6 protein-coding genes and 1 tRNA gene are annotated in these 8,475 nt (G+C 68.4%); 3 read left to right on the top strand and 4 right to left on the bottom strand.

Going from position 1 to position 8,475, the window contains the following annotated elements; genetic code table 11:
* Positions 1–12: 12 nt before the first annotated feature.
* From thrC to argS, 4 genes are all read right to left on the bottom strand, one after another.
* A complete protein-coding gene (gene thrC, locus APZ21_RS25995; protein ID WP_054815909.1) occupies positions 13–1,122 on the bottom strand; it encodes a threonine synthase in 1,110 nt (369 codons plus the stop codon).
* Complete coding sequence (locus APZ21_RS26000; protein ID WP_054815910.1) at positions 1,119–2,474, bottom strand: homoserine dehydrogenase; 1,356 nt, start codon at positions 2,472–2,474, stop codon at positions 1,119–1,121. Before APZ21_RS26000 ends, thrC begins: the two co-directional genes overlap by 4 nt.
* Positions 2,471–3,895, bottom strand: coding sequence for a diaminopimelate decarboxylase (lysA, locus tag APZ21_RS26005; RefSeq protein ID WP_054815911.1), 1,425 nt, complete (start codon positions 3,893–3,895; stop codon positions 2,471–2,473). Before lysA ends, APZ21_RS26000 begins: the two co-directional genes overlap by 4 nt.
* Before the next feature lie 70 nt (positions 3,896–3,965).
* Complete coding sequence (gene argS, locus APZ21_RS26010; RefSeq protein ID WP_054815912.1) at positions 3,966–5,624, bottom strand: arginine--tRNA ligase; 1,659 nt, start codon at positions 5,622–5,624, stop codon at positions 3,966–3,968.
* 94 nt (positions 5,625–5,718) lie between these two features.
* Here argS and APZ21_RS26015 point away from each other — a divergent pair, with 94 nt between their 5' ends.
* The 3 genes from APZ21_RS26015 to APZ21_RS26025 all read left to right on the top strand — a co-directional run bounded on the left by APZ21_RS26015 (position 5,719) and on the right by APZ21_RS26025 (position 7,717).
* On the top strand, positions 5,719–6,627 hold the full coding sequence (locus tag APZ21_RS26015) for a DUF3105 domain-containing protein (protein WP_054815913.1): 909 nt from the start codon (positions 5,719–5,721) through the stop codon (positions 6,625–6,627).
* Between the two features lie 269 nt (positions 6,628–6,896).
* Complete coding sequence (locus tag APZ21_RS26020) at positions 6,897–7,562, top strand: DUF305 domain-containing protein (protein ID WP_054815918.1); 666 nt, start codon at positions 6,897–6,899, stop codon at positions 7,560–7,562.
* A gap of 82 nt (positions 7,563–7,644) precedes the next feature.
* Positions 7,645–7,717, top strand: a tRNA-Arg gene (locus APZ21_RS26025).
* Positions 7,718–8,475 lie beyond the last annotated feature (758 nt).

Here is an 8,475-nt window from a genome sequence, read left to right on the forward strand (position 1 = left end):
CGCGAATTCAACTCAGGCCAGCTCGAGTTCGGCGGCCACCGCGACCGGATCGACCGCGATCGCCTCGACCTGCGGCATTCCGAGCAACGCGGTGTCGGGATCCTTGAGGCCGTTGCCGGTGACGGTGCACACCACGGTGAGCCCGGAGTCGAGCCAGCCCTCCTCGCGCGCCGCGAGCACGCCCGCGACACTCGCCGCGGACGCGGGTTCGACGAAGACCCCCTCGGTGGCGGCGACCAGTCGGTATGCGAAGAGGATCTCCTCGTCGGTGGCCGCGCGGAAGGCGCCGCCGGACTGCTCCTTGGCCTCGACCGCCCCGTTCCAGGAGGCGGGCGCGCCGATGCGGATGGCGGTCGCGATGGTCTCCGGATTCGACACCGGCGCGCCGTTCACCAGCGGCGCCGCACCCGCGGCCTGCACGCCGAGCATGCGCGGCAGGTCCGAGGTGATGCCGTCGGCGTGGTACTCGCGATATCCGCGCCAGTACGCGGTGATGTTGCCCGCGTTGCCCACCGGCAGCGCGTGCACGTCCGGCGCGCGGCCGAGGACGTCGCAGATCTCGAAGGAGGCCGTCTTCTGGCCCTCGATGCGCGCGGGGTTCACCGAATTCACCAGACCGACCTCGGGAAAGTCGGAGGTGACCTTGCGGGCCAGCTCGAGGCAGTCGTCGAAGTTGCCGTCGACCTGGATGATCTTCGCGCCGAGCATGACCGCCTGAGCCAGCTTGCCCATCGCGATCTTGCCCTGCGGGATCAGCACCGCGCAGCTCATGCCCGCGCGGGTGGCGTAGGCGGCGGCCGATGCCGAGGTGTTGCCGGTGGACGCGCACAGTACCGCCTTCTGGCCGCGGTACTTGGCGTCGGTCATGGCCATGGTCATGCCGCGGTCCTTGAACGAACCGGTCGGATTGGCGCCCTCGACCTTGAGGTAGACCTCGCAGCCGGTCAGTTCCGACAGGTGCGGAGCCGGGACGAGCGGCGTACCGCCCTCGAACAACGTCACCGGCTCCCAGTCGGCCGCGCCGCGCAGGCGGTCGCGGTAGGCCGCGATCAGACCCGGCCAGCGCGAGTGCACGCCCACCTGTGCGGCGACGGCCTTCTCGCCGATGCCAGTCGTACTCATTCCTCGGTGCCTTCCAATCTCAAGACGCTGGTCACGGATGTGACGGATGTCATCTCCGCGAGGGCGGCGACGGTATCCGCGAGCGCCGACTCCATCGCACAGTGGGTGACGACGACCAGGCGCGCACCTTCGCCGTGCCCTTCCTGGCGCACGGTGGAGATGCTGACCCCGTGGTTGGCGAATTCGCCCGCCACCTTGGCCAGAACCCCGGGTACGTCTTCTACCTGGAGGTTCACGTGGTAGCGGGTCGGCGTATCGCCGATCGGCGCGATCGGTAGCTCAGCATAAACCGATTCACCCGGCGCGCGGCCACCGAAGAACTTGTTCCGCGCCGCCATGACCAGATCGCCGAGCACCGCCGAGGCCGACGGGGCCCCGCCCGCGCCCTGCCCGTAGAACATCAGGCGACCGGCGTTCTCGGCCTCGACCACCACCGCGTTGAAGGCGCCGCTGACGGCGGCCAATGGATGTTTGCGGGGAATGAGGGCGGGGTAGACCCGCACCGAGACGCGTTCCTTGCCACCCTGTTCGAGCGTCGGCTCGCCCGGACCGGCCCCGACCCGCTCGCAGATGGCGAGCAATTTGACCGTGCAGTCCAGCGCCGACGCGGTCTCCAGATCCTCGGCGGTGATCTTGGAGATGCCCTCGCGGTAGACGTCGGCGGCGGTCACCCGGGTGTGGAAGGCCAGGGAGGCCAGGATCGCGGCCTTGGCGGCGGCGTCGTAGCCCTCCACGTCGGCGGTCGGATCGGCCTCGGCGTAGCCCAGGTCGGTGGCGTCGGCCAGCGTCGCGGAATAGTCGGCGCCGGTCTCGTCCATCGCCGAGAGGATGAAGTTGGTGGTGCCGTTGACAATGCCGACCACCCGGTTCACCCGGTCGCCGGACAGCGACTGGATCAGCGGGCGCACCACCGGTATGGCGCCCGCGACCGCGGCCTCGAAATACAGGTCGGCGCGATTGCGCTCCGCCGCGGCGGCCAGCTCGCCGGTGTAGTCGGCGAGCAGCGCCTTGTTCGCGGTCACCACGGACTTGCCCGCGTTCAGCGCGGCCAGGATGAGGCTGCGCGCCGGATCGATGCCGCCGATGACCTCGACGACCAGGTCCACGTCGGCCCGAGTCACCAGCGCGTGCGCGTCGGTGGTGAGCAGATCGGCGGGCAATCCGCGATCCTTGCCGAGGTCGCGCACCGCGACACCGCGCAGCACCACCGGCGCGCCGACCCGCGACCGCAGGTCGTCGGTGTGGTCGCGCAGAATCCGCACCACCTGGGTGCCGACATTGCCCATACCGAGAACGGCGACGCCGATCGGGCGATCCGCACCCCATGTGCCGTGTTTGGCGACTTCGGTCATGACTGTTGTACCTCCAGGCTGAGCAGATCGGCCACTGTTTCCCTGCGCAGGATCAGCCGCGGCCGCCCGTCGCGAACGGCGACGACCGCCGGACGGGTGAGCTGGTTGTAGCGGCTCGACATCGAGTAGCAGTAGGCGCCGGTCGCGGCCACCGCGATCAGGTCGCCCGGTCCGACATCGGCGGGTATCCAGGTATCGCGAATGACGATATCGCCGCTCTCGCAATGCTTTCCGACGACACGCGCGACCACCGGCGGCGCCTCGGAGGAGCGCGAGACCAGACGGCAGTCGTAGTCGGCCTGGTACAGCGCGGGGCGGATGTTGTCGCTCATGCCGCCGTCCACGCTCACGTAGCGCCGCCGCACACCGCCGTCCAGCGACACGTCCTTGACGGTGCCGACCTCGTAAATGGTCACCGTGCCCGGACCCGCGATGGCGCGCCCCGGCTCCACCGCGATCTTCGGCGTCGGCAGTCCGGCATGTGCGGCCTCGGCCTCGACCAGCTCGCGCAACTTCGCCGCGAACTGATCCAACGGCGGCGGATCGTCGTCCGGCAGATACGAGATGCCAAGTCCGCCACCGAGATCCAGCGTCGCGATCTGCGCCGTGCGCTCCGGGCCGAATTTGTCGATGGCCTCGCGGAGCAGGCCGAGCATGCGGCGCGCGGCGATCTCGAATCCGTCGATATCGAAGATCTGCGAACCGATATGGCTGTGCAGGCCGACCAGCCGCAGATTCTTCGCCTCGAAGACCAGCGCCAGCGCGTCCATGGCGTCGCCGCCCGCGATGGAGAAACCGAATTTCTGATCCTCGTGCGCGGTCGAGATGTATTCGTGCGTATGGGCTTCCACGCCGACCGTGACCCGGACCAGCACATCCTGCACGACGCCCGCGCGCCCGGCGACGGCCTCGAGCCGCTCGATCTCGATCAGCGAGTCGACCACCACGTGCCCGACACCCGCCGAGACCGCGGCTTCCAGCTCGGCGACCGACTTATTGTTGCCGTGCAATGCGATTCGCTCCGACGGGAAATCCGCGTGCCGGGCGACGGCCAGCTCGCCGCCGGAGCAGACGTCGAGCGAGAGGCCCTCGTCGCGAATCCAGCGGGCTATCTCACCGCACAGGAATGCCTTGGACGCATAGTGAACTCGCGCCTCGGCGCCGAAGGCGCGCACCATATCGCGGCACCGCGAACGAAAATCGTCCTCGTCGATAACGAACAGCGGGGTGCCGAACCGCTCGGCCAGCTCCGTCACCGGCACACCGGCCAGCCGCACCGTGCCGTCCTCGTCACGAGAAGCGTTGCGGGGCCACACATTCGCGGGCAGATCGATCATCTGCCGCGGATCCGACGGACGCTGCGGCAGATTCGGGGCATGCGGAATCTCCGCGTGCCGCGGTCCGGCGGGATGCGCGCTCATAGCCGGACCTCACTGCGCTGGCTCACTGTGGTTCCTTTCCGGGATATCGGGCGGCGCGGCCGCTCGGCGTTCACATCCGCTCCGGCGCGCTCACGCCGAGCAGACCGAGTCCGTTGGCCAACACCTGCCGTGTCGCCTTGACCAACTCGAGCCGGGCGGCGTTGAGCGCGGTGACCGGTTCGTCGCCGCGCGGCAGCACCCGCATGTCGTCATCGGACTGGAACGGGTGGTAGGCGCCCGCGAGTTCCTCGAGGTAGCGCACCACGCGGTGCGGTTCGCGCATCTGCGCCGCGGTGGCCACCACGCGCGGATATTCGCCGAGCGTGCGGATCAGCTCGCCCTCGCGTTCGGACCGCATGAGACCGAAATCCGGTGCGACCGAAGCGAAGCCGAACGCGGCGGCGTTGTCGATGATGCGGCAGGTGCGCGCGTGCGCGTACTGCACGTAGTAGATCGGATTCTCGTTGTTCTGTTTGGTCCACAGATCCAGGTCGATATCGATACTGGAATTCACCGACGAACGGACCAGCGAATACCGCGCGGCGTCCACACCAATCGCCTCGACCAGGTCGTCGAGGGTGACCACGGTGCCCGCGCGCTTGCTCATCCGCACGGCCGCACCGTCTCTCACCAGATTCACCATCTGGCCGATGAGCACCTCGACGGTGTCGGGATCGTCGCCGAACGCGGCCGCGGCGGCCTTGAGCCTGCCGATGTAGCCGTGATGGTCGGCGCCGAGCATGTAGATGCACAGATCGAAGCCGCGGGCGCGCTTGTCCTGGAAATAGGCGATATCGCCCGCGATATAGGCCGAGGCGCCGTCGCTCTTGATGACGACGCGGTCCTTGTCGTCACCGTATTCGGTGCTGGCGATCCACCACGCGCCGTCCTTCTCGTACAGATTGCCCGATGCCTTCAGTTCGGCCACGGCCCGGTCCACCGCGCCGGAGGCGAACAGCGAACTTTCGTTGAAGTAGACGTCGAAGTCGGTGCCGAAATCGTGCAGCGTGCGCTTGATGTGGGCGAACATCAATTCGACGCCCTCGCGCCGGAACAGTTCGTGCCGCTGATCCTGCGGCAGGTCCACCGCGTCGGGATGCTGCCGCAGGACGGTGTCGGCGATGTCGGTGATGTAGGCGCCCGCGTACCCGTCCTCCGGTGTCGGCGCGCCCGTCGCGGCGGCCACAAGGGAGTTGGCGAAGCGGTCGATCTGCGCGCCGTTGTCGTTGAAGTAGTACTCGCGGGTGACATCGGCGCCCTGCGCCTCCAGGATGCGGCCGAGCGCGTCGCCCACCGAGGCCCAGCGGGTACCGCCCAGATGGATCGGACCCGTCGGATTCGCCGAGACGAACTCCAGATTGATCTTGGTTCCGGCGAGCGTGCTCGCGGTGCCGTAGGCCGCGCCCGCGTCGAGCACCGCGGTCACGATGACGCCCTGCGCGGCGGCGGCCAAGCGAATGTTCAGGAAGCCGGGACCGGCGACCTCGGCGGCGGCGACACCGTCGGTGGCGGCCAGCGCATCGGCCAGCCAGCCCGCCAGTTCACGCGGATTCACCCCCGCGGGCTTGCCGATCTTCAACGCGAGATTCGTGGCATAGTCGCCGTGTTCGGGGTTGCGCGGGCGCTCCACGGTGACCTCCGCGGGCAGGACCGCCGGGTCCAGTCCGCGTTCGGCGAGCACCTTCGCGGCGGTCGCATGAAGGAGATCTGCAAGGTCGGCTGGAGTCACGAGTCTCTATCCTATGGTCTGGGCAGGTGAACACCTTCGGGCGGGCACCACGCAGACAGCGCAATCATCACCGTCGAGAAAGCACATACGAGCGATGCCGAACAGCAAGAGCGCCTCGAAGTCGGCCAAGGCCGTCCGAGCCGTGGGGAAGACCTCGCCTTCGGCCAAGAAGCCTGGCGGCGGCAAGAGCAAACTTCCCGGAAGTCGTCAGATACCGTGGCTTGCCATCGCCGCGGCCGCGGTCATCATCGCATTGGTCGGTGCGTTGGCCTACAACCTGGTGCCGAAATACCAGGAGCAGGCCGAACTCGACAAGTTCACGCCGAGCGCGGACAAGAAGGACCCGTCCGACCAGATCGACGGGATCCTGAAGAAGGACTACGCGCAGGGCGCGGGCAAGCACGTGCAGTCCAACCAGCGGGTGGCCTACGATCAGACCCCCGCCTTCGGCGGACCGCACGACTCGATCTGGGCCGCCTGCACCGGCGTCGTCTACGGCAAGCCGATCCGCACCGAGAACGCGGTGCACTCGCTCGAGCACGGCGCGGTGTGGATCGCCTACAACCCCGACAAGGTAGACGCGGCGGGCGTCGAAACACTGAAGCGGAAGGTCGAAGGGAAGACCTACACGCTGATGTCGCCGTATCCGGGGCTCGACAAGCCGATCTCGCTGCAATCGTGGGGCCATCAGCTCAAGGTCGACAGCCCCGACGACAAGCGAATCAACCAGTTCATCACCGCACTGCGACAGAACCCCTACGCCTATCCGGAAGTCGGCGCGGACTGCTCGAACCCGTACTTCGACCGGGACAACCCGACACCGTTCGACGCCTCGCCGCCCGGCCCCGGCGCGGTGCCGATGGACGGCACCGGGCTGACCGCCGACCAGTCCGAACTCGGCGGCACCGGCGGCGGCATTCCCGGCATGCCGAACATCCCCGGCGTGCCCGGCCTGCCGACCGGACTGGTGCCCGTGCCCGAGCAGAACGCGCCGGGTCAGTAGTGGGACGGGATTCGCAATCGGGTCCGGGTCAGGAGAAATCCGAACCGGGGTCCAACCCCGGCGCGGCAGGTGCCGAGTCCGCCGATCAACCGGCTGTCGAGTCGGCTCGGGCGCGACGCACAGGCTCCGCCGAGCGGTCGAAGGCCGAGTACGACCCCGACCCGGCCGATGCGCAGCGCGACGACTCCGCCGATCAGCCGCCGGCCCGGTCAGCGGACCCGGACGCGACGGATTCGGCGGACACCGAGACCTTCGGCTTCGGCAGCCAGATCCATCGTCAGCGCACGGCGCTGCTGATCCTCGGCGCTGTCGGCATGATCCTCATCGGATTCGCCCTCGGCGTCTTCGCGCGCATCCCGCTCGACGGGAGCGCCGAACCCGATCCCGGCCCCGTCGACGTCGGCTTCACCCAGGACATGTCCGCCCACCATGCCCAAGCCGTCGAAATGGCGGGCGTCGCACTGCTGCGGTCCACCGATCCCGACGTGCGCAGGCTCGCCTACGACATCATGACCACCCAGCAGGCCCAGGTCGGGCGTATGCAGGGCTGGCTGCAACTGTGGGGCAAGCCCGCGCAGAGCGTGGACGGCTACATGGGTTGGATGACCGAATCCCACACCGGCGGCCACGACCACGGCGCGAGCGCGAGTCACACCGCCACCGGTCCCGTGGCGACCATGCCCGGCATGGCCACCGCGGAGGAACTCGCCGCCCTGCGCCAGGCCCCAGCCGCCGATGTCGACCGCATGTTCCTGCAACTCATGCTGCGCCACCACCAGGGTGGTCTGCCCATGCTCGACTACGCCGCCGAGCACGCCGAGACCACCGCCGTGCGCAGTCTGGCCGCAACCATGGCCGCGACCCAGACCAACGAATCCCAGCTCATCACCTCCCTACTCACCGCCCGAGGCGGCACCCCCCTCCCCCTCAACTGAATCCGCTTTTTGGCGCGAGCCGTTCGATGCGATACGCTTTCCCCGCCCGATCGGACGGCCCCGCCCCCGACCGGCCTATCCCGCCCTCGTAGCTCAGGGGATAGAGCGTCTGCCTCCGGAGCAGAAGGCCGCAGGTTCGAATCCTGCCGGGGGCACGAAGAACATGGGCAACTGTAGTAGCGGTTTCCCGTGGCGTGCCGGGTAGCCCCGTACCGCCGCCGCTGTGCGCTGGTGGCGGTACGGGCCCCGTTTCGGGGGTTGTAGCGGGGGTCAGCGGTGCGGCGGCTGTGGCGGCGTCGGGGAGTGTTTCTTCGGTCAGCGTGGCGTAGATGGTCACGTGTTTGCCGGTGTGGTCGTAGACGATCTTGATGCCGAACGCCTCGTACAGGTCGCGTTGCAGGACGTCGGGGGCGCGGGTGAGATGCAGCGTTAGCCGGGGCAGGTGGTCCAGGAGAGCGGGTTCGTCGGGTTGCTGGCGGGCGGCTTGTTCACGCAGGGTCTCCAGCTCGGCGTTTTTGGTGCGGCGTTGCTGTTCGAGTTCGGTGTAGCGGCGACGCAACCGTTCGGCCCAGGCGTCGGACAGCTCGTCGCCGCCGGTGATGGGGCGGGATTCCAGCTCGGCGAGCAGGTTGTCCTGTCGTCGGGCGATGTCGGTGAGGGTCTTGTGGATCGCGGCGGCCCGCTGCTCGAGGTCGTGGCCCTTGCTCGAGGACTGCCCGCGTAGTTGATGGCGCAGCAGGGTCGCGCGGTCGGGACCGAAGACGCGTTCGTTGAAGAACGTCTCGACGCAGTCGAGGAGCCTGTCTTCGCGCACGTACACCGAGCGGGGGTGGTCGGCGTATTCCTCGGGTTTGCCGACGAGGTCGAGTTTGGGTTGGCAGGTGTAGTAGCCGTAGCCCTTGCGGGTTTTGCC

It is taken from the genome of Nocardia arizonensis (assembly GCF_001310275.1).
GTDB classification, from domain to species: Bacteria; Actinomycetota; Actinomycetes; order Mycobacteriales; family Mycobacteriaceae; genus Nocardia; species Nocardia arizonensis.

Bases quoted from the DNA above. Each gene is read 5' to 3' on its own strand.
- thrC (WP_054815909.1), bottom strand. From the start codon at position 1,122: ATGAGTACGACTGGCATCGGCGAGAAGGCCGTCGCCGCACAGGTGGGC.
- APZ21_RS26000 (WP_054815910.1), bottom strand. From the start codon at position 2,474: ATGACCGAAGTCGCCAAACACGGCACATGGGGTGCGGATCGCCCGATC.
- lysA (WP_054815911.1), bottom strand. From the start codon at position 3,895: ATGAGCGCGCATCCCGCCGGACCGCGGCACGCGGAGATTCCGCATGCC.
- APZ21_RS26015 (WP_054815913.1), top strand. From the start codon at position 5,719: ATGCCGAACAGCAAGAGCGCCTCGAAGTCGGCCAAGGCCGTCCGAGCC.